The following is a 20,365-nucleotide window of genomic DNA, read 5'->3' as shown; positions in this document are numbered from 1 at the left end:
CGGTCAGGGCGGTCCTACGGATCAGATCGGTACGCATGATCGGCGTGCTCCTCTGCTCGGGGGATACGCGACTGCACGACGGGGGGCGCGACTGCACAAGGGCGTGCGCGAATGTGCGGGGTCTGCGGCGGGACGACGTGTATGGGGGCACGTGTGCCGCGAGTCAAGGGGGTGCGGGGCTTCCGGCGGCTCGGCCTGCGCGGGGTCCCGGGGATGTAACCAACCGGGCCGCACCCGCATTCCCTCGGGCTCCGCCTGCACGTCGTCTCGGGGAGGTGTAACCGACCGGGCTGAGCGGGCATTCCCTCGGCGGCTCGGCGGGTGTGCTGCGCTGCGCCGGGGAGGCAACCGTGCTGGCCGGGCGGGCATTCCACGGGGGCGGCTTCCCGGCCCTTTCCCGAGGCCGGCTTGCGCCCGGTGGACCATGTACAACGCCCCGGCCCCCGCCCGAATTCCGCCGACCGGACCGGCCCAAGAAACCGCCGGTTTGCCCGATGACGCCCCGAAAATCCTGCCTATCCGGAATCGCGAGCGACGGGCCCCGCGACTCTTGCCAGAGTCAGAGCCAGCCGGAGCGGCGGAAGAGGCGGTACAGGACCAGGGCGGCGGCCGCCATCACCAGCAGTGTCACCGGGTAGCCGTAGTGCCAGGTCAGTCCGGGCATGTTGGCGAAGTTCATCCCGTACAGGCCGGCGACGGCGGTCTGGGTGGCGGCGATGGCGGCCCAGGAGGCGATCTTGCGCAGGTCGTTGTTCTGGTCGACGGCCAGTTGCGCCAGTCGGGCCTGCAGGACGGAGTTGAGCAGGTCGTCGTATCCGCTGACCCGGTCGACGGCCCGCGCCAGGTCGCTGTCGACGTCGGCGAACCAGCGGCGCAGGGCGGGCGGTGGGCCGCCGGAGTGCTGGCCCAGCAGCACCCGTAGCGGCGACTGCAATGGCAGCACCGCCCGCTTGAACTCGACGATCTCCCGTTTGAGCTGGTAGATCTGCTGGATGTCGGCGGAGCGGTCGCGGGCGAAGACGGTCTCCTCCACCCCTTCCAGGTCGGTCTCGACGTGCCCGGCGACCTCCAGGTACAGCTCGACCATGCGGGCGCAGACCGCGTACGCCACGGCCCAGGGGCCTTCGGCCAGGACCGCCCGGCGGCGCTGGATGTTCTCGCGGACCGGGGCGAGCGCGCCGGCCGCGCCGTGCCGGACGGTGACGACGAACCGGTCGCCGAGGAAGACCATCACGTCGCCGGTGTCGATCACCTCGGAGGTGTCGGTCAGTTCGTCGTGCGCGACGTAGCCGGCGGTGCGCAGCACCAGCAGCGTGACGTCGCCGTCGTGGTGCAGGGTGGGGCGGTGGCCGTCGGTGAGGGCCTGGGCGACGTGGTGCTCGTCGAGGCCGAAGGTGCGGCCCACCGCGGCCATCACCGCCGGGGCCGGGTCGTGCAGGCCCAACCAGACGAACGCCCGCCGGTTGCGGCGGGCCTGGGCGTACGCGTCGGGGTAGTGCGGGGTTCCGGGTTGGCGTCGCCCGTCGAGGTAGACCGCGCAGTCCACCACGGCCTCGGGGTTGCCGCGTGGCCCGGCGGGCGGGGCGGCGTGGGCCGGTCCGTGCCAGGCGCGACGCCACAGGGCGGGTAGCCGCCGAGCCCATCGGGCCCGCACTGGGGGATGCTGCACCGGTCACCTCCGCCTCGCCGGGATGACGGCAACCGTAGGCGATCTCGCGGCCGGCGTGGGGTCGGGGCGGGTGGTCAGCCGACGAGCGTGGCGTAGACGACGACGTTGTCCAGGTAGGAGTGGGTGCGCTCGTCGAAGGGCCCGCCGCAGGTGATCAGGCGCAGTCGGGGGACCGGGCCCGCGCCGTAGACCAGGGCGGTGGGGAAGGCCGTCTTCGGGTACGACCCGACGCCGTCGACGGCGAAGGTGGCGACGCGGGCGTCGGCGCGGGTGACCCGGATGCGGTCGTCGGGCCGGAGCCGGCCGAGGGCGAAGAAGGCCGCCGGGCCGCTGTCGCGGGAGTCGACGTGGCCGACGACGACGGCGTTGCCGGCCTCGCCGGGGCTGACCCCGAGGCGGTACCAGCCGGCGACGCTCGGCGGCCCTGCCGGGGGGACTTCCAGTTCCCCGGTGGGGCCGGCGGCGACCGGCACCAGGTCGGCGGCGACGTCGATGGCGGGGATGGCGATGTGCTGCGGGGTGGCGTGGGGCAGTGGGGGTGCGGGGACGGTGCTGCGGCCCGTGGCCGGGTCGGTCACGGCACCCGCCGCCGGGCGGGGCGGTCGCGGGGCGATGCGGGTGGCCCCGACGGCCAGCAGCGCGGTCCCGGCGATCCCGGCGAGCGCGATCAGCGCCACGGCGGGGCGGGCGCTGCGGCCGGGCACGTGCCTTCGTCGGGTCGGCGGTGCGGGGCGGTCGCCGGTGGGCACGCGCGTTCCTCCTGCTCGGGACGGGCCGGGTGCCCGTGGCGGCGTGGGCCGTCGCGGGCACCCGGGTAGGGACGGTGGTGCGCTCAGGCGTGGGCGCCCGCGCGGCGGCGGCGCACCAGCAGCAGCGCGCCGGTGGCGGCGGCCCCGACGAGGGTGCCGCCGGCGGCCAGGTAGCCGCGGTTGTCGGCGGTCGCGCCGGCGCCGGCCGGTGCCGCGCCGATCGGGGTGACGGTGAACGTCGCGTTGCCCGAGGAGGAGCCGTCGCCGCAGGTCGCGGCGACCGTGTAGGTGCCGAGGGTGAACCCGGCGGTGAACAGTTCCGCGCTGAGCCCGCCGCCGGCGGCGGCGGTGGTGGAGCGGACGTTCTGGTCCCGGTCGGGGCCGGTGACGCGGAAGATCGCGTCGCCGGACTTCGGGTTGCAGGTCGCGGTGAGCACGACCGTCCCGCCGACGGGAGTGGTGGCCGGTGAGACCGTGGTGTCCGCGAGCGCGGCGGCGGGGAGCAGGAGCGTGCCGAGACCCACGCCGAGCGCCGCCGATCCGAGAACTGACTGTGCCTTCATACGCGTCTTCCCTCACTTTTCGTCCGCTGACTGCGTGGGACGTCGTTCGGGTGGCCAACTCCGTGACTAGCACCGGTGTGCCCAACACTAGGAGGGTTGGGCCCCCGATCCGGTGAAAATGAGAAATCTTCGTTGCCGTCACGTGTCCGCCGCAGGCGGCGGGAGAGCAGCGGAAACGTCGCTGCGGGCGCAAGTCGCCCCGGCGGTCCGGGTCAGCGGCGGGGCAGCCCGGGTCAGTCGCGCAGCCGGGCCTGGACGGTGTACGTCATCGGCAGCCGCCAGGACCGGTCGGCCAGCCGCCACTCGCCGGGGCCGGCGCGTTCGGTGTATCCCGGCAGGGCGTCCCACGGGGCGCTGTCGTGCTCGGTGAGCATGGTCAGCTCGAACCCGGCGTCCAGCAGGGCGGTGACGACCTCGCCGAGGCCGTGGTTCCACTCGTGGGTCGCGTGGTGGGTGAACGTCCGGTCGGTCGTCACGTACGTGCCCGTGGACTCGAAGACCGTCGGCTCGGGGCGCTCGAAGTACGGGTGCTCCAGGACGACCAGCCCGTCGGGGCGGGGGTCCTCCACCGTGAACAGCATCGGATGGCCCTCGCGCAGGAACAGCCGCCCGCCGGGGCGCAGCAGCGCGGCGACCACCGTCGCCCAGCGGCGGATGTCCGGCAGCCAGCCCAGCGCCCCGATGCCCGTGTAGACCAGGTCGAAGCCGCCCGGCTCCAGGGCGGTCGGCGCGTCGTACACGTCGGCCTCGACGTAGTCGATCGCGGCGTCGGCGCGGTCGGCGAGGCGGCGGGCCTCGGCCAGGGCGGTGGGGGAGAAGTCCAGCCCGGTCATCCGGGCGCCCAGGCGGTGCAGCGACAGGGTGTCGGTGCCGATGTGGCACTGCAGGTGCACCGCGCGCAGCCCGGTGAGGTCACCCAGCCGGGGCCGGTCGAAGCGGACCACCTCGCTCAGGCGCGTCGGGTCGGCGAGGAGCCGGTCGACGTCGTAGTCCGGCGACGCGGCGTGGGCGGGGGCGCGCTCGTCCCAGTGGGCCCGGTTGACGCTTCGGTAGTCGGTCACGGCCAGACGATCCCACCGCCGGTGCCGGCGCTCAACGTGATTTCGCGGGCCACGGCGGCGGTCCCGCCCGTGCCAGAATTGGATCATGGAAAAAACGGGGACCGTCACCGCGCACGCCTCGGGCACCTGGACGTTGGGTGACCTGACCGTCAACCGCCTCGGCTTCGGCGCGATGCGGCTCACCGCCGGCGCCGACGGCCGGCCCATGGACCGGGACCGGGCGATCGGGGTGCTGCGCCGGGCGGTGGAGCTGGGCGTCAACCACATCGACACGGCCGCGTTCTACTTCTCGCCGCTGCGCTCGGCCAACGAGCTGATCAACACCGCGCTGGCCCCGTACCCCGACGACCTGGTCATCGCGACCAAGGTCGGGCCCGGCAAGGACCCGTCGGGGCAGTGGTTGCCGCTGGCCCGCCCCGACCAGCTGCGCGGCCAGGTGGAGGAGAACCTGCGCCAGCTCGGCCGCGACCACCTCGACCTGGTCAACCTGCGCCAGGCCGGCCTGGAGTCGATCGCCGAGCACCTGGGCGCGCTCGCCGAGCTGCGCGACGCGGGCCTGATCCGGCAGCTCGGCATCTCCAACGTGCGCCCGCACCACCTGCCGCAGGCGTTGGCCGTGGCCCCGGTGGTCTGCGTGCAGAACGCCTACGGTCTGGGCTACCGGGCCGGGCACGACCAGTTCATCCGCGACTGCGCCGCCCAGGGCGTGGCGTACGTGCCGTTCTTCTCCATCGCCACCAGCGGCCGGGAGGCCGGCGCGACCGGCGTCGAGGACCCGGAGGTGGCGGCGGTCGCCGCCGCCCACGGGGTCTCCAGCGCGGTGCTGCGGATCGCCTGGGCGTTGCACCGGGGCCCGAACGTGCTGGCCATCCCCGGCACCGGCAACCCGGAGCACCTGGCCGCCAACGTCGCCGCCGGGGCGCTGCGGCTCACCGGCGACGACCTGGCCCGGCTGGAGGCCGTGCACCAGCGCGGCAGCTGACCCCCCGGCCGCCGCGCCACCCCCCGGCCGCCGCGCCACCCCCCGGCCGCCGCGCCACCCCGCCGCCGCCGCGCCCGGCCCGCCGGTGTGACAGCGTGTCGGGGTGAACGATCACCCGCCGGTCGACGTCGACCTCGCCCTGGTCGGCGGCGGTGGCGCCGGCTCCCTGGTGCTGGCCGCCCTGGACCGCCACGGGGTGCGCGGGCTGCGCATCGCCGTGCTCGACCCGGTGCGCAAGCGCGGCCAGGACCGCACCTGGGCGTTCTGGGGCCGCCCCGGCGGCGACCTGGATCCGCTGCTGAGCGCCAGCTGGGACCGGGTCGAGGTGAGCACGCCGGCGCGGCGCCGGGTGCTCGAGCTGACCCCGCTGCGGTACGCGATGCTGCGCTCCGCCCCGGTCTACGCCCGCGCCGAGCGGGCCGAGGAGCGCCTCGGGGTGACCCGGATCGACGCGGCGGTGGCCGCCCTGGACGACGACGGCGCGCGGGTGCTGCTGCGCGACGCCGACGGGGCCCCGGTGGCGCGGGCGTCCTGGGTGCTCGACTCCCGCCCCCGACCGCCGGCCCGACCGGGGCGTACGTCCTGGTTGCAGCACTTCCGGGGTTGGTGGGTGGAGTCCGCCGCGCCGGTGTTCGACCCGGGCCGGGCGGTGCTGATGGACTTCCGCACCCCGCAGCCCGACCGGGGTGTCTCCTTCGGCTACGTGCTGCCGGTCAGCGACCGGTACGCGCTGGTGGAGTACACGGAGTTCTCCCCGGCCCTGCTCACCGACGCCGGGTACGACGCCGGGCTGCGCGGCTACCTCGACCGGCTCGGCCTGGACCCGGGGGCGCTGACGGTGCGGGAGGTCGAGGACGGGGTGATCCCGATGACCGACGCCCCGTTCCCGCGCCGCCCCTCGCCCCGGGTGGTGCGCCTCGGCACGGCCGGCGGGGCGACCCGCCCCTCGACCGGGTTCACCTTCTCGGCGATGAGACGCCAGGCCGAGCAGGTGGCCGCCGCGCTGGCCGCCGGCCGGCCGCCGGTGCCCGCGCCCGCGTACCCCCGACGGCACCTGTGGATGGACGCGGTCGCGCTGCGTGCCCTGGACGGCGGGCGGGTCGGCGGCCCGGAGTTCTTCGACCGGCTCTTCGACCGCAACCCGGCGTCCCGGGTGCTGCGGTTCCTCGACGGCGACACCTCACCGGCGGAGGACCTGGCGGTGATGCGGTCCAGCCCGCTGCTGCCGATGACCTCCGCCGTGCTCGGCGACGCCGCCGGCCGGCTGCGCGCCCGGCTGCCCCGCCGTGCCGGCTGAACCGCCCCCGTCGCCGCCTCAGCCGACGCGGGCGGCGACCGCGTCGCGGATCAGCACGCGCAGCCGCTGCAACGGGTCGCCGTCGCCGACCGCGAGCCGGTTGCGCGTCGCCGCCACGGCCAGCCCCAGCCGTGGGTACGCGAAGGCGAGGCTGCCGCCGCTGCCGGCGGCGCCGAACGACCCGTCGTCGTCCACGGCGTAGCCGAGCCCCCAGGCCGCCTCCTGGCCGAAGACCCACTCCGGGCCGCGCACCGCCACCCCGGCCACCGCCCGCAGCCGGTGCGGCGAGATCAGCCGTACGCCGTCGACCTCGCCGATCAGCGCCGCGTACATCCGGGCGGCGGCGCGGGCGGTGAGGGTGCCGACGGCGGGCACGTCCACGGCGAGCACGTGCGGGCGGGCGGCGAGGCCGCCGTCCGGGCGGGCCCCCGGCGGCGCGACCCGGTCCAGGTGCGGCAGTTGGCCGGCGACCGCCGCCAGCATCGCCGAGAGGTTGCCGTCCTCCATCCGGGCCAGCCGGGCCTGGTCGGCCTCGGGCACGCCGAGGAACAGTTCCCCGGTCACGCCCAGCGGCGCGGCCACGTCCGTGGCGAGGACCTCGCCGACCCGGCGGCCGGTGACCCGCCGGACCGTCTCGCCGACGATCCAGCCGAACGTCCACGCGTGGTAGGCGAGGCGTTCGCCGGGGGCCCACAGCGGCGCGCTGTCGGCGACGATCGCGCACATCCGGTCCCAGTCGGCGAAGTCGTCGACGGTGACGTCGGGCGGCAACGCCGGCAGGCCCGCCGTGTGGGTCAGCGCGTGGCGCAGCGTGATCCGGTCCTTGCCGTGGCGGGCGAACTCGGGCCACACGTCGGCGACGCGCAGGTCGTAGTCGAGTTCCCCCCGCTCGGCGAGCACGTGCACGACCGTGGTGGTCAGGCCCTTTCCGGTGGAGACGGCGTACCCGGGGGTGTCGGCGGTCATCGGCCGGCCGGTGGCGCTGTCGGCGACGCCGGCCTGTTCCTCGACGATCCGCTCACCGTGCAGGTACGCGGCCACCTGCACCCCCGCCTCCCGCCCGGAGGTGACGAGCACGTCGAGGGCGTGGCGCACCTCGGCCCGCAGGCCGTCGTAGCTTTCGGTCACGGTGGGCCAGCCTGTCACAGGGGCGCGGCGGGGCGTAGCGGTTTTCCACCGGGCGGCCGGCGGCGGCGGTGTCGACGGTGGTGCGGGGCGTACCCGGTAGGTTTCCGGGCATGGTGGACGCGGCGACCGACACGATCGTGCGGATCTGGACCGACGGGGCGTGCAGCGGCAACCCGGGGCCGGGCGGCTGGGGGGCGCTGCTGCGCTACGGCGCCCACGAGCGGGAGCTGTGCGGGGGTGAGGCGACGCCGACGACCAACAACCGGATGGAGCTGATGGGCGCCATCCGGGCGTTGGAGAGCCTGAACCGGCCGGTCACCGTGGAGGTGCACACCGACAGCACGTACGTGCGCAACGGCATCACGCAGTGGCTGGCCGGCTGGAAGCGCAACGGCTGGCAGACCTCGGCGAAGCAGCCGGTGAAGAACGCCGACCTGTGGCAGCGGCTGGAGGCCGCCTGCGCCCGGCACCGGGTCACCTGGCTGTGGGTGAAGGGGCACAACGGTCACCCCGAGAACGAGCGGGCCGACGCCCTGGCCAACCGGGGGATGACCGAGGCGCGGGCGGTGGCCGCCGGCCGGTAGGCGGCCGGCGAATTGCCGACGTTGGGGGCCCTTGTGTCGATACGCGCCAATGGGTAACGTGCTGCATTGGTGTTGTTACCGATAGTTGTCACGGGAGGTGTCCCGCGTGACCGCGACCGCCGCTACCGACCTGCCCTGTTGGCCGCCGACCCCGCCGCGCCACGGCCCGTTCGCGCTGCTCGACCCCGCCGAGCGTGATCGTCTCGACCAGCCGGTGGCCCGGGTGCGGCTGCCCACCGGCGGCACCGCCTGGCTGGTCACCCGGCACGCCGACGTGCGCGAGGCGCTGCGCCACCCCGGCCTCAGCGCCGATGCCGACCGATCGGGCTTCCCGCTGCTGCGCCCGCTGCCGCCCCGGTCCGGTGCCGACCGGCAAGGCGGCTTCATCCGGATGGACGGCGACGAGCACATTCGGCTGCGCCGGATGCTCACCGCCGAATTCATGATCAAGAACGTGCGGCGCATCGAGCCGCTGATCCGGCGCACCGTCGACGAGGCGCTCGACGACCTGGCCGCCGCCGGCCCGCCCGCCGACCTGGTCGAGACGTTCGCCCTGCCGGTGCCGTCGATGGTGATCTGCCACCTGCTCGGCGTCCCCTACGCCGACCACGCGTTCTTCCAGGCCCGCAGCCGCACCCTGCTCGACCGCACCGCGCCGCCGCAGCGGCTGCGCGCCGACGTCGACGAACTGCGGTCCTACCTGCGGGAGCTGGTCGTCGCCCGGCAGGCCGCCGCGGACGACTCCGCCGACCTGATCAGCCGCCTGGTCCGCGACCGGGTCACCACCGGGCAGCTCACCGTCGACGAGCTGGTCGGCATGGCCCTGCTGCTGCTCATCGCCGGCCACGAGACCACCGCCAACATGATCGGCCTGAGCGTCCTGCTGCTGCTGCGCCGACCGGGGGGCCTCGACGTGCTGCGGGAGCACCCGGACCGGGCCCCCGACGTGGTCGAGGAGCTGCTGCGCTACCTCAGCGTGGTCCGCAGCGGCCTGCCCCGCCTCGCCGTGACCGACGTCGAGATCGGCGGCCGGCTGATCCGGGCGGGGGAGGGGGTGATCGCCGTGCTGTCGCTGGCCAACCGGGACCCGGCGGTCTTCGACGCCGCCGACGAGTTCGACCCCTACCAGCAGGCCCACCAGCACCTGGCGTTCGGCTTCGGGGTGCACCAGTGCATCGGGCAGCCGCTGGCCCGCGCCGAGCTGCGCATCGCCCTGGTCGAGTTGGCCCGCCGCTTCCCCGGCCTGCGCACCACGACGACGCCCCAGCAGGCAGCCACCCGCGACACGTCGACCGTGTTCGGCCTCGACAGCCTGCCGGTGACCTGGTGACCGCGGGGCGGCCGGTGCGCGTGCAGGTGGACCGGGAGCGCTGCTGCGGTGCGGGCAACTGCGTCCTCGCCGCCCCGGAGGTCTTCGACCAGGACGACGCCGACGGGCTGGTGGTGCTGCTGCGGCCCGAGCCCGCCCCGGAGGCGGCCGACGGGGTGCGCCGTGCCGCCGACCGCTGCCCCGCCGCCGCCATCGCCCTGACCTGAGGTGAGCGGGCCGAGGCCCGTCAGGCGCTGCTGAGTGCCGTGGAGCCTTTGATCACCCGCACCAGCAGGTGTTCGTGGTGGTGGCGGGCGACGAGTTGCAGGCCGACCGGGGTGCCGTCGGGGGCGAACCCGGCGGGGACGCTGGCGGCCGGGTGCCCGCTGAGGTTGAACGCCCAGGTCAGCGCCACGCTCATCCGTTCGCCGGGGCCGGCGTGGCCGTGCGCCGGGTCGCCGGTGGTGGGGGTGAGCAGCACGTCCGCGGCGGCGAAGAGCCGGGCCAGGCGGCGGTCGTTGCCGGCCCGCAGGGTCTCGGCGGCGGCCCGGTCGCCGGGCCCGGCGCGCAGGGCCCGCCAGGCCGGGGCGGGGTCGGCGAGGGCCAGGTCGTGGGCCACCCAGCGGATGACGCCGGCGGCGGCGAGCCGGTCGGCGGCGGCGCGGGCGGGCCCGGCGACGGCCGGGTCGACCTCGGCGTAGCCGAGCGTGGCCGACCAGGCCGCCCGGAGCGGCCCGCCGGGCTGCGGGTGGTCGGCCAGGCGGGTGCCGAGCAGCACGTCGAGGTACGCGGCGGCGTCGGCGCTCGTGCGGGCCAGCGGGCCCGGGGCGTTGAGCCCGGCGGCGTCGCGGGCCGGCAACCGACCGTTGGTGACCTTGACGCCGACGATGCCGCACCAGGCGGCGGGAATGCGGATCGATCCGGCGCCGTCGGTGCCGGTGGCCAGGGGGACCAGGCCGGCGGCGACGGCGGCCGCCGAGCCGGCCGAGGAGCCGCCCGGGGTGCGGTCGGCGCGCCAGGGGTTGGTGGTGGGGCCCCGGTCGGTGTGGCCCCAGGTCTGCCAGGGCGTGCCGCGCGGCACGGCGGTGGCGCCGATCGGGATGCACCCGGCGGCGACCAGCCGCCGCACCTGGGTGGAGTCGACGCCCTCGCCGGCCTTGACGCCCAGCGGCACGCCGGCCAGCGGCAGCGGGCCGGCGGGCAGGGTGCGCTCCAGCTCGCGCGCCGCGTGCCGGGCCCGCTGCGGCCAGGTCTCGCGGAAGGCCCGCAGGTCGGCGTCGGCGGCGTCGATGCCGGCCAGGGTCGCCTCGACGACGTCGACGGGGCACAGCTGGCCGGTGTTGACCAGCGCGGCGAGCTCGACGGCCCCCCGCCCGCCGGGCCCGGCGGGCGGTGCGCTCCTCGGCGGCCGGCCGGTCAGGACTCCCGGGAGGGGTCGGTGGTGCCGGAGACGTCGTCGACGTCGTAGCCGGCGCGGCTGGTCTCCCGGGCCGGCTGGGCGTTCTCCGCCGGCAGGTCGGCGAAGTCGTCGCCGGTGTCGTCGGTGGTGTGCAGCGACTCTCCCGGCGGTCGCAGGGACGCCTCGAAGGCGGTCGTGCCGTCGGGCTCGTCGGTGCTGGCTCGGTCGAAGCGTTCCTCACTGGTCATGGCGCACTTCCTGCCCGCCTGCGCCGCCGGCAAACGTGCCCGCCGGTGCGGGCGCGTCACCGCCCACCGCCGACGCCGCCCACCGCCGGCCACCACCGACCGGCGCGGGCGCGTCACCGCCGCCGCCGGCCACGGCCGGTCGCCCCGGCGGCGCGTGGCGTTGCGCCGCCGCGCCGGTCACCGCCGCGCGGCGCACCGGCCGCGCGCACCGGCGTGACGGGCAGGGACCAGTGCGTCGGCCGGGCGAGCGCCGCCGGCAGCGCGGTGCGGTGATCGCCCCGGGCCGCGTCGACCTGCGACCCGTGCAGGAACAACGCCCGCCGCAGGTCGGCCCCGCGCAGGTCCGCCCCGCGCAGGTCCGCGCCGGTGACGTCGGCGAGGGTGAGGTCGGTGTCGCGCAGGTCCGCGCCGAGCAGGACGGCCCCGCGCAGGTTCGCGCCGCGCAGGTCGGCGCGGCGCAGGTCGACGCCGATCAGCGCCGCCCCCCGGTGATCGGCCCCGGCCCGCTCGCCCCGGGCCAGGTCGCCGGCCCGCGACAGCAGCGGGTTCACCCGGTCCCGGTGCGCGCCGACGTCCAGGTCGAGCAACTGCGCCGGGTCGCCCGCGGTGAGTCGGCGGGTCCGCGCCAGCGCGGCGACCAGCTCCTCGCGCAGCGGACCGGGCGGGGTGAGGGCGATCGCCTCGGTCAGGTACCACAGCAGTTCGTGCAGCGGACGCATGACGGCGAACGCCTCGAACATCGGCCCCGCGCTCTGCGGGGCCGCCCGCCAGTCCCGGCCGCCGAAGGTGACCTGGGCGACCTGCTGGCCGGCGCCGAAGCAGTCGAAGACGGTGCACCCCGGGAAGCCCTTCGCCCGCAGGTCGGCGTGGATGCCGCAGCGGAAGTCACCGCCCAGGTTCGGGCAGGGCCGCCCGGCGGGCTTGTCGACGGCGAAGTCCGCCGAGGCGGCGAAGGCGGGGGCGACGCAGCACAGCCCGAAGCACCGGGAACAGTCCGCCCGCAGGTCACCGCCGGCGGCGGGCGGCGGGGCGGGCGGGGTCGCTGCGGACACGCGGAGCGTTCTCCTTGACCGCTGGGGGGCCGGACACCCCCATTGTCGCGCCGCCGACCCCCGGCCCGCTCGCCGGGGGGCCGACGGGCGGGTCAGCCGCGCCGCCAGTCGTCCGAGGTCAGGTGCGAGCCGGCCTGCGGCCCCATCAGCAGCATCCCGCCGTCCACCGGCCAGGACGCCCCGGTGACGTACGCGGCGGCGGGGGAGGCCAGCAGCGCCACCACCGCGGCGATCTCCCGGGCGTCCCCGGGCCGGCCCACCGGCACCCCGGGCCGTTCCTCGGTGGTCGGGTCGACGTCCTCCTGCCCGGTCATCGGGGTGGAGATCTCGCCCGGCGCGACCGCGTTGACGGTGATCCCGTCGGCGGCCAACTCCTGCGCCATCACCCGGGTCAGCAGGCCCAGCCCGCCCTTGGCCGCGCAGTACGCCGACGAGCCGACCCGGGGTGCGTGCTCGTGGACGCTGGTGATGTTGACGATCCGCCCGCCCGCGCCGGCGGCCCGCATCCGCCGCGCGGCCCGCTGCGAGCACAGGAACGGCCCGTCGAGGTCCACCGAGAGCACCTCCCGCCACTGCTGCCAGCTGGTGTCGACGAACGGCGTGGACGCGCCGGTGCCGGCGTTGTTGACCAGCACGCCGACCCCGCCGAGCCGGTCGGCCAGCTCGTCGACCACGGCCGCCGCGTCGGGCAGCCGGGTCAGGTCCAGCTCGGCGGTCTCGCAGCGGCGGCCGGTGCCGCGTACCTCCTCGGCGGTGCGGCGGGCGCCGTCGGCGTCGCCGTACCAGGTGATGCCGATGTCGAAGCCGGCCTCGGCGAGCGCCACCGCGCACGCCTTGCCGATGCCGGAGTCGGCGCCGGTGATGATCGCGATTCTGGGGTAGTCGTCGTAACGCTGAGGCATGTCGCCCCCACTACCCCCGCCGCGAGGGCCCAACCGTCGCCGGTGGCGAAACGACCACGCCGGGGTCGGGCGTCAGCCGGCCCCGACCTGGCCGACCTCGACCGGGATGGATATCGTCGGGTCCACCACCTCGCGAGGAGGAGACGCGTCATGGGCAGCGAGCACGTCGACGTGCTGATCGTCGGCGCCGGCCTCTCCGGCGTCGGCGCGGCCTGCCACCTGCGCCGCACCTGCCCCGACAAGACGTACGCGGTGCTGGAGGCGCGGGGGGCGATCGGCGGCACCTGGGATCTGTTCCGCTACCCCGGCATCCGCTCCGACTCGGACATGTTCACCCTGGGGTACTCGTTCAAGCCGTGGCCGGGCCCGAAGTCCATCGCCGACGGCGACTCCATCCGCGACTACGTCCAGGCCACCGCCCGCGAGTACGGCGTCACCGAGCACCTGCGCCTGCACCACCGGGTGCTGGCCGCGCAGTGGGACAGCGCGACGGCCCGCTGGACGGTGCGCGCCCACCGCGACGACACCGGCGAGGACGTCACCCTCACCTGCGGGTTCCTGTTCACCTGCGCCGGCTACTACCGCTACGACGCCGGCTACACCCCGGACCTGCCCGGCGTCGAGAAGTTCACCGGGCGGCTGGTGCACCCGCAGCACTGGCCCGCCGACCTCGACCACACCGGCCAGCGGGTGGTGGTGATCGGCAGCGGCGCGACCGCCGTGACCCTGGTGCCCGCCCTCGCCGAGCGGGCCGCGCACGTCACCATGCTGCAACGCTCACCGACGTACGTCTTCCCGCTGCCCTCGCGCGACCGGCTCGCCGACGCCCTGCGCGCCCGGCTGCCCGCCCGGGTCGCGTACCCGGTGGTGCGGTGGAAGAACGTGCTGTTCAACACCGTGACGTTCCAGCTCAGCCGGCGTGCGCCGAAGCTGGTCAAGGGGGTGCTGCGGCGGGTGGCCAAGCGCCGCCTGCCGGCCGGGTACGACGTCGACCGGCACTTCTCCCCCCGCTACGACCCGTGGGACCAGCGGCTCTGCGTGGCCCCCGACGGTGACCTCTTCGCCGCCGTCGCCGCCGGCCGGGCCTCGGTGGTGACCGACCGGATCGACACCTTCACCGCCACCGGCGTGCGGGTCGCCTCCGGCGCGGAGCTGCCCGCCGACGTGGTGGTCACCGCCACCGGGCTCAACCTGCTGATGCTCGGTGGCATGACGCTCACCGTCGACGGCGCCCCCGTCGACCTGGCCCGCACGGTGGCCTACAAGGGCATGATGCTCTCCGGGGTGCCGAACTTCGCGCTGACCGTCGGCTACACCAACGCCTCCTGGACGCTCAAGGCCGACCTCGTCGCCGCCTACGTCTGCCGGCTGCTGCGTCACCTCGACGCCACCGGCGACCAGGTCGTCACCCCGCTGCCGCCGGAGGCCGGCCCACTGGTGCCGCTGATCGACCTGCGCTCCGGGTACGTGCTGCGCAGCCTCGACGCGCTGCCCAAGCAGGGCTCGGCGGCCCCGTGGCGGCTGCACCAGAACTACGCCCGCGACGTGCTGTTGATGCGGCACGGCCGGCTGACCGACGCCGGGGTGCGCTTCTCCCGCGCCGGCACCGGCGGCGCGACCGGCACCGGCGGGACCCGCGGCACCGCCGGGATCGGCGCGACCGGCGCGGCCCCCACCCCGGCGCCCGGGGCCGCGGTGGCCGCCCCGGCGCGCTCCGCAACGCCGCCGACGCCCGAGGACCCGGCGTGAGCACGCCGCCCGACCGGGCGGGGGACCCCGGCACCGTGACCGTGCGGGGGCGGGCCGTGCGCTGCCGGGTGGCCGGCCAGGGCCCGCCGGTGGTGCTGCTGCACGGCATCGGCCGCACCCTCGCCGACTTCGCCGAGCTGCACGACCTGCTGGCCCGCGACCACCGGGTGGTCAGCCTCGACCTGGCCGGGCACGGCGGGTCGGCCCCGCTGGACGAGCCGCACACCCTGGCGGCGCTGGCCCGCGCCACCGCCGAGAGCCTCGACGCCCTCGGCGTGGACCGCCCCGCCCACCTGGTCGGCAACTCCCTCGGCGGGGCGGTCGCGATGCGGCTGGCCGTCGACGAGCCGAGCCGGGTGGCCAGCCTGGTCCTCGCCAACAGCGCCGGCTTCGGCGCGGAGGTGACGATCGCGCTGCGGCTGCTGGCGCTGCGCCCGCTGGGCAGGCTGCTGCTGCGCCCGAGCCGGGCCGTGGCCCGGCACACCGAACGCGCCCTCTTCCACGACGCCCGCCACGTCACCGCCGCCCGCCTCGACACCGCCCTCGCGGCGGCCCGCCGCCCGCACGCCGCCCGGGTGATGCTGGAACTCGTCGGCAGCCTCGGCACGGTGCGGGGCGTCGCCCCCGGGTGGCGCGCGGAACTGCTCGACGCCGTCGCCCGCCTCGACGTGCCGCTCCTGGTGGTCTGGGGCGACCGCGACCGGATCCTGCCCGCCGCCCACCTCGACGCCGCCCGCGCCCGGCTGCCCCGCGCCCGCACCCACCTGTTCCCCGACACCGGCCACCTGCCGCAGGTCGAACGGGCGGCGCAGTTCCACCACCTGGTCACCGACTTCTGGGCCGCCCCGCCCGCGCGCGGCTGACGGGCGGGCCGGGGAGGGGAAGCGTCAGGGCGGGCCGGACCCGCGCTTCTCCTCCTGCGCCAGCACCGCCTCGCGTAGCTGCGGGTCGTCGCGCTCGGCCAACTCGGCGACCAACCGGAGATCACCGGCCAGCCGCACCTGGTTGCGGTGCAGAAAGGCGTCGAAACCCCCGGTGTACGGGCAGGCCAGGTCGCCGAGCACGACATCCGGCTGGTACCGGCAGCCACCGCAGTAGTCGCTGAGCTCGTCGATGTACCGGCCGTCCACCGCGTACGGTCGGGTGTCGATGCGGCCCAGGTCGGCGTACTGGCTCATGCCGATCACCGTCGCGTTCATCACCCAGTCGGCGCCGTCGACGAAACACCCCTTGAACCACTGCGCCAACTCGGCGGGACGCCAGCCGCGCTGCAGGGCGTAGTTGCCCAGCACCAGCAGCCGCTGGGCGTGGTGCGCCCAGGCCCGGTCCCGCACCCCACCCAGCACGTCGGCCAGGCAGCGCGCCTCCACCGCGTCGGCGTTCAGGCCGACGAACCAGTCGGGCAGCGGCTCGGTCGCGGCCAGCCAGTTCGCGCCCCGGAACTCCGGCTCGAAGTACCAGTACAGCTGCCAGAGGAACTCACGCCAGCCCAGCAGGCCACGGATGAACGGCTCCACCGCCGACAGCGACGCCGTGCCGTCACGCCAGGCGTCCTCGGCCGCCCGCAGCGCCACCGCCGGGTCGAGCAGCCCCAGGTTGAACGACGACGACAGCACGCTGTGCGCCAGCAGCGGATCGGCGGAGCTCATCACCTCCTGGTACCGGCCGTGGTCGGGCAGCCGGTGCCGGACGAAGTGCCGCAGCCGGGCGTCGGCCTCGGCGTGGGTGGCCGGGTACCGGCGCGGGGCGTCGCGGCCGACGAAGCGCATCCCCTCCCGCTCCCACCGGTCCAACTCGGCGCGGACCTGCGCGTCGATCTCGTCCTCCACGATGGGTGGGGGAGCGGGGGCGACCGCCCCGTCGGCGCCGTCGGAGCGTCGGGGCCGGCGCGGCACCCGCCCCGGCGGCCCCTCCAGCACCCCGTGTTCGCGGCGGGCCCACCGGTAGAAGTCACCCACCCGCAGCGAGCCCCGCCGGGGCGCGTCCGCCCAGGCGGTGAAGGCGTCCCGGCTGGTCAGGAAGCCCCGGGGCGGCAGGATCGTCAACCCGGGCACCGAGCGGGCGAAGGCCAGCCCGGCCCGCGACGGCGGGTGGCAGACCTCGACCGGCTCGTCGACACGGGCGAGGGCCTCCCGGAACGTCCCGGCCCGCACCAGCAGCGCCCGGTCGCCCAGCTCGGCGGCGCGGTGGCGCAGCGCGGAGAGCACGAGATGGGCCTTCTGCCGGTGCATCGGACGCCGCCGGAAGACCTCCCGGGCCTCCACGAGCAGCACGGGCTGCTCCTCGTCGTCGAGGAAGTGCGGCCCGAGTTGATCAGCGAGCAGCCACCGGCGGGAAGACATGCGTCGATTCTGCCTAGTCAGCCGGAGTGTTGCAGACACCCCCGGCGTGTCCCAAAGGTGGCGCACGCCACAGCCCGCACCGGCCCCGGCTGTGCTAAACGGCGTACGTTGCCCCGCTGGGCGGCGGCAATGGGCGGTAGTTTCGCCGCAAGCGATCGACGCGGCTTCCGGGCGGCGGCGAACGCGTCGTCGTCGGCCGTGGCAAGCGGTGACGGCGACACCGACAGCAGGGAGCAGGAGGAGATCGTGAGCCAGCAAGTCCGGGGAGTCATTGCACGGCGCAAGGGCGCGCCGGTCGAGGTCACCACCATCGTGGTGCCCGACCCGGGGCCCGGCGAGGCGGTGGTCCGCGTCCAGGCCTGCGGGGTCTGCCACACCGACCTGCACTACCGCGAGGGCGGCATCAACGACGAGTACCCGTTCCTGCTGGGCCACGAGGCGGCCGGCATCGTCGAGCAGGTCGGCGAGGGCGTCACCGGCGTCGCACCCGGTGACTTCGTGGTTCTCAACTGGCGGGCCGTCTGCGGGGTCTGCCGAGCCTGCCGGCGGGGCCGGCCGTGGTACTGCTTCGCCACCCACAACGCGGCGCGGAAGATGACCCTCGCCGACGGCACCGAGTTGTCCCCGGCGCTGGGCATCGGGGCGTTCGCCGAGAAGACCCTGGTCCACGCCGGACAGTGCACCAAGGTGAACCCGGCGGCCCGGCCCGCCGCCGTCGGCCTGCTCGGCTGCGGAGTGATGGCCGGCCTCGGCGCGGCGATGAACACCGGCGGGGTCACCCGTGGCGACTCCGTGGCCGTCATCGGCTGCGGTGGGGTCGGCGACGCGGCCGTGGCCGGCGCGGCCCTGGCCGGGGCGACGACGATCATCGCGGTGGACACCGACGCCCGCAAGCTCGACCTGGCGCGCCGGTTCGGCGCCACCCACACGGTCGACGCCTCCACCGACGACCCGGTCGAGGCCATCCGCGCCGCCACCGAGGGGTTCGGCGCCGACGTCGTCATCGACGCCGTGGGCCGGCCGGAGACCTGGAAGCAGGCGTTCTACGCCCGCGACCTCGCCGGCACGGTCGTGCTGGTGGGGGTGCCGACCCCCGGCATGACCGTCGAGGTGCCGCTGCCCGACGTCTTCGGCCGCGGTGGCGCACTGAAGTCCAGCTGGTACGGCGACTGCCTGCCCAGCCGCGACTTCCCGATGCTCACCGAGCTGTACCTGCAGGGCCGGCTGGACCTGGACGCCTTCGTCACCGAGGAGATCGCCCTGGACCAGGTCGAGGAGGCGTTCGCCCGGATGCACCACGGCGACGTGCTGCGCTCGGTGGTGGTCTTCTGATGAGCGCCCGCGTCGACCACGCCGTCACCTCCGGCACCTTCTCCCTGGACGGGCAGACCTTCGACGTCGACAACAACGTCTGGGTGGTCGGCGACGACACCGAGTGCGTCGTCCTCGACGCCCCGCACGACGTCGAGGCCATCCTGCGGGTCGTCGGGCGGCGCCGGGTGGTGGCGATCCTGGCCACCCACGCCCACGACGACCACGTACGGGTGGCCCCGCAGCTGTCCCGGGCCACCGGCGCGCCGGTGCTGCTGCACCCCGACGACCGGCCGCTGTGGGACCTGGTCCACCCCGACACGCCCCCCGACGGTGACCTGCGCGACGACGCCACGATCGAGGTGGCCGGCACCGCCCTGCGGGTGCTGCACACCCCCGGCCACAGCCCCGGCGCATGCAGCCTGTACGCCCCGCAGCTCGGGGCCGTCTTCACCGGCGACACCCTCTTCGCCGGCGGTCCGGGCGCCACCGGCCGCTCGTACAGCGACTTCGGCACGATCATCGCCTCGATCCGTACCCGGCTGCTGACGCTGCCGCCGGAGACGGTCGCGTACACCGGGCACGGTGACAGCACCACGATCGGCGCGGAGGCCCCGCACCTCGATGAGTGGATCGCCCGGGGCCACTGACCGGCCCCCGTGCGCCCCCGCCCGGCCTCCCACCGGTCGGGGGCGTCGTGCCGTCCGCCCCCATGGGCGTCGTGCCGGCGCGCCCGCGTCGTGCGGGCTCGGCCGGCACGGCGCTGGCCGTGGGCGTGGATCCGTCGGCCGGGATCGCCCCGCTCCGGGGCACGTCGTCCGGTCTGCCGGCGTGAGCCGGGTCGCAGCTCGACGCCGCCCGGCGCATGTCCGGAATGCCGGACAGGCAGGCTTGGTTGGATCCCCCGTACCGTCCGCCGGCAAACCCGATCCGGCGCGGTTCTCCCGAGGGGCGCTCAACCCGGAGCGCGCCGCCACGATCGAAAGGGCAACCATCGTGAAGGTCGACTTCACTCGATGGCTCCCGGTCATCGCGAAGGCCACCGACCGGATTCCGGCCGTCATCAAGACCCCCCAACGCAGGACCGTCCTGAGCATCGCGGGCGTCGCCGCCCTCGGCGGCCTGGCCTTCGGCCCCACGGTCGGCGCGGCCCCGGCCACCGGCAGCACCCCGCACGCCGGTGCCGTGGCCGCCATCGGCCTGGCCACCGGCAAGACTCGCGCGAACACCGCCGTCGACCCGGCGGCGCCGACCGGCGCGACTGCCGACGCCACGCCAGTGGCCGACGCCACGGCCGCGCAGGACACGACCACCGAGAAGGACACGACGGCCGGGAAGCCACGGCGGGAGGCGCTGATCCCGCACGGCATCGAGGGCGCACAGTCGCGCGTCCCCCTCGACGGCGCGCAACTGGCCAACGCCAGGGAAATCGTCGAGGCGGCCAAGGAGACCGGCGTCGGGGAGCGCGGGGCGGTGATCGGTGTCGCCACCTCGCTGCAGGAGTCGAAGCTGTACAACCTCGGCCACCTGGGGGCGTACAACGACCACGATTCGCAGGGGCTGTTCCAGCAGCGCCCGTCGTCGGGTTGGGGCTCGCCCGACGAGATCACCGACCCCGAGTACGCCTCGAAGGCGTTCTTCGAGGCGCTGAAGAACGTGGGCGGCTGGGACGACCTGCCGCTGACCGCCGCCGCGCAGACTGTCCAGGTGTCGGCGTACCCGTATGCGTACGCCCAGTGGGAGGAGCAGGCCGCGGACGTCGTCCAGCGCCTGTGGTGACGGCTCCGGTTTGAAACGTCTCCCGGCCGGCCCCCGCACGAGGCCTGCCGGGAGCCGTTTCGCCCACGGCCTGGGGTCAGCGTTTCGCGAACCATGCGCCCCGAGGTGCGCAGCCGCGTGCGGCGTCCCGTCTCAAGGCACCTCGCCGGTGGGTGTGACGGCCGGCATCGTGGGGGCGGAACACCGGCCGGCCCGGGGTGGTTACACATGGCGGACGATCCAGCAGGGCCGATCGAGCAGG

General features: G+C 75.7%; 20 protein-coding genes. 10 read left to right on the top strand and 10 right to left on the bottom strand.

Annotated elements, in window-relative coordinates; all coding sequences use genetic code 11:
- Nucleotides 1-559: 559 nt before the first annotated feature.
- From ACLQ2V_RS27980 to ACLQ2V_RS27965, 4 genes are all read right to left on the bottom strand, one after another.
- Nucleotides 560-1,669: a magnesium and cobalt transport protein CorA gene (locus ACLQ2V_RS27980; RefSeq protein ID WP_425721684.1), complete on the bottom strand. Its 1,110-nt coding sequence runs from the start codon at nt 1,667-1,669 to the stop codon at nt 560-562.
- 74 nt (nt 1,670-1,743) lie between these two features.
- Nucleotides 1,744-2,418 (bottom strand): class F sortase, encoded by a 675-nt coding sequence (locus ACLQ2V_RS27975; protein ID WP_425721682.1) that lies wholly within the window; start codon nt 2,416-2,418, stop codon nt 1,744-1,746.
- A gap of 83 nt (nt 2,419-2,501) precedes the next feature.
- Entirely contained in the window at nt 2,502-2,981 is a 480-nt protein-coding gene (locus tag ACLQ2V_RS27970) for a hypothetical protein (RefSeq protein ID WP_425721680.1), read from the bottom strand.
- Nucleotides 2,982-3,214: 233 nt separating this feature from the next.
- The gene (locus ACLQ2V_RS27965) at nt 3,215-4,042 is read right to left on the bottom strand and encodes a class I SAM-dependent methyltransferase (protein ID WP_425721678.1); all 828 of its coding nucleotides are present in this window, start codon (nt 4,040-4,042) and stop codon (nt 3,215-3,217) included.
- A gap of 85 nt (nt 4,043-4,127) precedes the next feature.
- Here ACLQ2V_RS27965 and ACLQ2V_RS27960 point away from each other — a divergent pair, with 85 nt between their 5' ends.
- Together ACLQ2V_RS27960 and ACLQ2V_RS27955 are read left to right on the top strand one after the other, a co-directional pair.
- Entirely contained in the window at nt 4,128-5,024 is an 897-nt protein-coding gene (locus ACLQ2V_RS27960) for an aldo/keto reductase (protein ID WP_425721676.1), read from the top strand.
- A 103-nt stretch (nt 5,025-5,127) separates the two neighbouring features.
- The gene (locus tag ACLQ2V_RS27955) at nt 5,128-6,321 is read left to right on the top strand and encodes a lycopene cyclase family protein (RefSeq protein WP_425721674.1); all 1,194 of its coding nucleotides are present in this window, start codon (nt 5,128-5,130) and stop codon (nt 6,319-6,321) included.
- Nucleotides 6,322-6,339: 18 nt separating this feature from the next.
- Here ACLQ2V_RS27955 and ACLQ2V_RS27950 read toward each other — a convergent pair whose 3' ends face one another.
- Entirely contained in the window at nt 6,340-7,449 is a 1,110-nt protein-coding gene (locus ACLQ2V_RS27950; protein ID WP_425721672.1) for a serine hydrolase domain-containing protein, read from the bottom strand.
- Nucleotides 7,450-7,559: 110 nt separating this feature from the next.
- Between ACLQ2V_RS27950 and rnhA the strand changes: the two genes are divergently transcribed.
- The 3 genes from rnhA (at nt 7,560) to ACLQ2V_RS27935 (ending at nt 9,569) form a co-directional block, all read left to right on the top strand.
- Nucleotides 7,560-8,033 carry a ribonuclease HI gene (gene rnhA, locus ACLQ2V_RS27945; RefSeq protein WP_425721670.1) on the top strand — a complete coding sequence of 158 codons (474 nt, stop codon included), beginning with the start codon at nt 7,560-7,562 and terminating at the stop codon, nt 8,031-8,033.
- 106 nt (nt 8,034-8,139) lie between these two features.
- Nucleotides 8,140-9,363, top strand: a complete 1,224-nt coding sequence (locus ACLQ2V_RS27940) for a cytochrome P450 (RefSeq protein ID WP_425721668.1) — start codon at nt 8,140-8,142, stop codon at nt 9,361-9,363.
- Nucleotides 9,360-9,569, top strand: coding sequence for a ferredoxin (locus ACLQ2V_RS27935; RefSeq protein WP_425721666.1), 210 nt, complete (start codon nt 9,360-9,362; stop codon nt 9,567-9,569). Before ACLQ2V_RS27940 ends, ACLQ2V_RS27935 begins: the two co-directional genes overlap by 4 nt.
- Nucleotides 9,570-9,589: 20 nt before the next feature.
- Here the strand turns inward: ACLQ2V_RS27935 and ACLQ2V_RS27930 are convergent, their stop codons facing one another.
- The 4 genes from ACLQ2V_RS27930 to ACLQ2V_RS27915 form a co-directional block, all read right to left on the bottom strand.
- Nucleotides 9,590-10,516 carry an amidase family protein gene (locus tag ACLQ2V_RS27930; RefSeq protein ID WP_425721664.1) on the bottom strand — a complete coding sequence of 309 codons (927 nt, stop codon included), beginning with the start codon at nt 10,514-10,516 and terminating at the stop codon, nt 9,590-9,592.
- A 242-nt stretch (nt 10,517-10,758) separates the two neighbouring features.
- The gene (locus tag ACLQ2V_RS27925; protein WP_425721662.1) at nt 10,759-10,989 is read right to left on the bottom strand and encodes a hypothetical protein; all 231 of its coding nucleotides are present in this window, start codon (nt 10,987-10,989) and stop codon (nt 10,759-10,761) included.
- A gap of 113 nt (nt 10,990-11,102) precedes the next feature.
- On the bottom strand, nt 11,103-12,041 hold the full coding sequence (locus ACLQ2V_RS27920; protein ID WP_425721660.1) for a pentapeptide repeat-containing protein: 939 nt from the start codon (nt 12,039-12,041) through the stop codon (nt 11,103-11,105).
- A 92-nt stretch (nt 12,042-12,133) separates the two neighbouring features.
- On the bottom strand, nt 12,134-12,943 hold the full coding sequence (locus tag ACLQ2V_RS27915) for an SDR family oxidoreductase (protein ID WP_425721658.1): 810 nt from the start codon (nt 12,941-12,943) through the stop codon (nt 12,134-12,136).
- 150 nt (nt 12,944-13,093) lie between these two features.
- On the opposite strand from ACLQ2V_RS27915, the gene ACLQ2V_RS27910 reads away from it, so the two are divergent.
- Both ACLQ2V_RS27910 and ACLQ2V_RS27905 read left to right on the top strand, forming a co-directional pair.
- On the top strand, nt 13,094-14,692 hold the full coding sequence (locus tag ACLQ2V_RS27910) for a flavin-containing monooxygenase (protein ID WP_425721656.1): 1,599 nt from the start codon (nt 13,094-13,096) through the stop codon (nt 14,690-14,692).
- Nucleotides 14,689-15,555 (top strand): alpha/beta fold hydrolase, encoded by an 867-nt coding sequence (locus tag ACLQ2V_RS27905; protein ID WP_425721654.1) that lies wholly within the window; start codon nt 14,689-14,691, stop codon nt 15,553-15,555. The genes ACLQ2V_RS27910 and ACLQ2V_RS27905 overlap by 4 nt, the downstream gene beginning before the upstream one ends.
- Before the next feature lie 24 nt (nt 15,556-15,579).
- Here ACLQ2V_RS27905 and ACLQ2V_RS27900 read toward each other — a convergent pair whose 3' ends face one another.
- Nucleotides 15,580-17,034, bottom strand: a complete 1,455-nt coding sequence (locus tag ACLQ2V_RS27900; RefSeq protein WP_425721652.1) for a cryptochrome/photolyase family protein — start codon at nt 17,032-17,034, stop codon at nt 15,580-15,582.
- 246 nt (nt 17,035-17,280) lie between these two features.
- Between ACLQ2V_RS27900 and ACLQ2V_RS27895 the strand changes: the two genes are divergently transcribed.
- The 3 genes from ACLQ2V_RS27895 to ACLQ2V_RS27885 all read left to right on the top strand — a co-directional run bounded on the left by ACLQ2V_RS27895 (nt 17,281) and on the right by ACLQ2V_RS27885 (nt 20,124).
- Entirely contained in the window at nt 17,281-18,366 is a 1,086-nt protein-coding gene (locus ACLQ2V_RS27895) for an S-(hydroxymethyl)mycothiol dehydrogenase (RefSeq protein WP_425721650.1), read from the top strand.
- Nucleotides 18,366-18,995 carry an MBL fold metallo-hydrolase gene (locus tag ACLQ2V_RS27890; RefSeq protein WP_425721648.1) on the top strand — a complete coding sequence of 210 codons (630 nt, stop codon included), beginning with the start codon at nt 18,366-18,368 and terminating at the stop codon, nt 18,993-18,995. Before ACLQ2V_RS27895 ends, ACLQ2V_RS27890 begins: the two co-directional genes overlap by 1 nt.
- 346 nt (nt 18,996-19,341) lie before the next feature.
- Complete coding sequence (locus ACLQ2V_RS27885) at nt 19,342-20,124, top strand: hypothetical protein (RefSeq protein WP_425721646.1); 783 nt, start codon at nt 19,342-19,344, stop codon at nt 20,122-20,124.
- Nucleotides 20,125-20,365: the final 241 nt, after the last annotated feature.

It is taken from the genome of Micromonospora sp. DT233, assembly GCF_049841815.1.
Classification (GTDB): domain Bacteria; phylum Actinomycetota; class Actinomycetes; order Mycobacteriales; family Micromonosporaceae; genus Micromonospora.
The sequence above is the reverse complement of the archived record's forward strand: the minus strand, read 5'-3'. Positions and strand labels throughout refer to the sequence as shown.

Coding starts and splice junctions, on each gene's coding strand:
- ACLQ2V_RS27970 (WP_425721680.1), bottom strand. CDS start 2,981: ATGAAGGCACAGTCAGTTCTCGGATCGGCGGCGCTCGGCGTGGGTCTC.
- ACLQ2V_RS27960 (WP_425721676.1), top strand. CDS start 4,128: ATGGAAAAAACGGGGACCGTCACCGCGCACGCCTCGGGCACCTGGACG.
- rnhA (WP_425721670.1), top strand. CDS start 7,560: ATGGTGGACGCGGCGACCGACACGATCGTGCGGATCTGGACCGACGGG.
- ACLQ2V_RS27925 (WP_425721662.1), bottom strand. CDS start 10,989: ATGACCAGTGAGGAACGCTTCGACCGAGCCAGCACCGACGAGCCCGAC.
- ACLQ2V_RS27915 (WP_425721658.1), bottom strand. CDS start 12,943: ATGCCTCAGCGTTACGACGACTACCCCAGAATCGCGATCATCACCGGC.
- ACLQ2V_RS27910 (WP_425721656.1), top strand. CDS start 13,094: ATGGGCAGCGAGCACGTCGACGTGCTGATCGTCGGCGCCGGCCTCTCC.
- ACLQ2V_RS27900 (WP_425721652.1), bottom strand. CDS start 17,034: ATGTCTTCCCGCCGGTGGCTGCTCGCTGATCAACTCGGGCCGCACTTC.
- ACLQ2V_RS27890 (WP_425721648.1), top strand. CDS start 18,366: ATGAGCGCCCGCGTCGACCACGCCGTCACCTCCGGCACCTTCTCCCTG.